This is a genomic window from Enterobacter sp. 04-C-12-SI-ECC (assembly GCF_047530715.1).
Lineage (GTDB): Bacteria > Pseudomonadota > Gammaproteobacteria > Enterobacterales > Enterobacteriaceae > Enterobacter > Enterobacter bugandensis.
Genome location: NZ_JBLKDI010000047.1, coordinates 1 through 1,883, shown reverse-complemented (window position 1 = coordinate 1,883; position 1,883 = coordinate 1). Strand labels below are relative to the sequence as shown.

Here is a 1,883-nt window from a genome sequence, read left to right as displayed (position 1 = left end):
TTGATGCCTGGCAGTTCCCTACTCTCACATGGGGAGACCCCACACTACCATCGGCGCTACGGCGTTTCACTTCTGAGTTCGGCATGGGGTCAGGTGGGACCACCGCGCTAAAGCCGCCAGGCAAATTCTGTTAATCTGTATCAGGCTGAAAATCTGTCTCTCACCGCCAAAACAGCTTCGGCGTTGTAAGGTTAAGCCTCACGGTTCATTAGTACCGGTTAGCTCAACGCATCGCTGCGCTTACACACCCGGCCTATCAACGTCGTCGTCTTCAACGTTCCTTCAGGAGACTTAAAGTCTCAGGGAGAACTCATCTCGGGGCAAGTTTCGTGCTTAGATGCTTTCAGCACTTATCTCTTCCGCATTTAGCTACCGGGCAGTGCCATTGGCATGACAACCCGAACACCAGTGATGCGTCCACTCCGGTCCTCTCGTACTAGGAGCAGCCCCCCTCAATTCTCCAGCGCCCACGGCAGATAGGGACCGAACTGTCTCACGACGTTCTAAACCCAGCTCGCGTACCACTTTAAATGGCGAACAGCCATACCCTTGGGACCTACTTCAGCCCCAGGATGTGATGAGCCGACATCGAGGTGCCAAACACCGCCGTCGATATGAACTCTTGGGCGGTATCAGCCTGTTATCCCCGGAGTACCTTTTATCCGTTGAGCGATGGCCCTTCCATTCAGAACCACCGGATCACTATGACCTGCTTTCGCACCTGCTCGAGCCGTCACTCTCGCAGTCAAGCTAGCTTATGCCATTGCACTAACCTCCTGATGTCCGACCAGGATTAGCTAACCTTCGTGCTCCTCCGTTACTCTTTGGGAGGAGACCGCCCCAGTCAAACTACCCACCAGACACTGTCCGCAACCCGGGTAACGGGTCCACGTTAGAACACCAGCCATTAAAGGGTGGTATTTCAAGGACGGCTCCACGCAGACTGGCGTCCACGCTTCAAAGCCTCCCACCTATCCTACACATCAAGGACCAGTGTTCAGTGTCAAGCTATAGTAAAGGTTCACGGGGTCTTTCCGTCTTGCCGCGGGTACACTGCATCTTCACAGCGAGTTCAATTTCACTGAGTCTCGGGTGGAGACAGCCTGGCCATCATTACGCCATTCGTGCAGGTCGGAACTTACCCGACAAGGAATTTCGCTACCTTAGGACCGTTATAGTTACGGCCGCCGTTTACCGGGGCTTCGATCAAGAGCTTCGCGTTGCCGCTAACCCCATCAATTAACCTTCCGGCACCGGGCAGGCGTCACACCGTATACGTCCACTTTCGTGTTTGCACAGTGCTGTGTTTTTAATAAACAGTTGCAGCCAGCTGGTATCTTCGACTGATTTCAGCTCCGCCCGCAGGGGCTTCACCTACATATCAGCGTGCCTTCTCCCGAAGTTACGGCACCATTTTGCCTAGTTCCTTCACCCGAGTTCTCTCAAGCGCCTTGGTATTCTCTACCTGACCACCTGTGTCGGTTTGGGGTACGATTTCGTGTTACCTGATGCTTAGAGGCTTTTCCTGGAAGCAGGGCATTTATCACTTCAGCACCGTAGTGCCTCGTCATCACGCCTCAGTGTTAAAGTGAACCGGATTTGCCTGGAACACACACCTACACGCTTAAACCGGGACAACCGTCGCCCGGCTGACATAGCCTTCTCCGTCCCCCCTTCGCAGTAACACCAAGTACAGGAATATTAACCTGTTTCCCATCGACTACGCCTTTCGGCCTCGCCTTAGGGGTCGACTCACCCTGCCCCGATTAACGTTGGACAGGAACCCTTGGTCTTCCGGCGAGCGGGCTTTTCACCCGCTTTATCGTTACTTATGTCAGCATTCGCACTTCTGATACCTCCAGCATGCCTCACAGCACACCTTC

2 rRNA genes are annotated in these 1,883 nt (G+C 54.0%); both read right to left on the bottom strand.

Going from position 1 to position 1,883, the window contains the following annotated elements:
* Positions 1-5: 5 nt before the first annotated feature.
* A 5S ribosomal RNA gene (gene rrf, locus ACMWL8_RS25045) occupies positions 6-121 on the bottom strand.
* A gap of 66 nt (positions 122-187) precedes the next feature.
* Positions 188-1,883, bottom strand: a 23S ribosomal RNA gene (locus ACMWL8_RS25040); the annotation flags it as partial.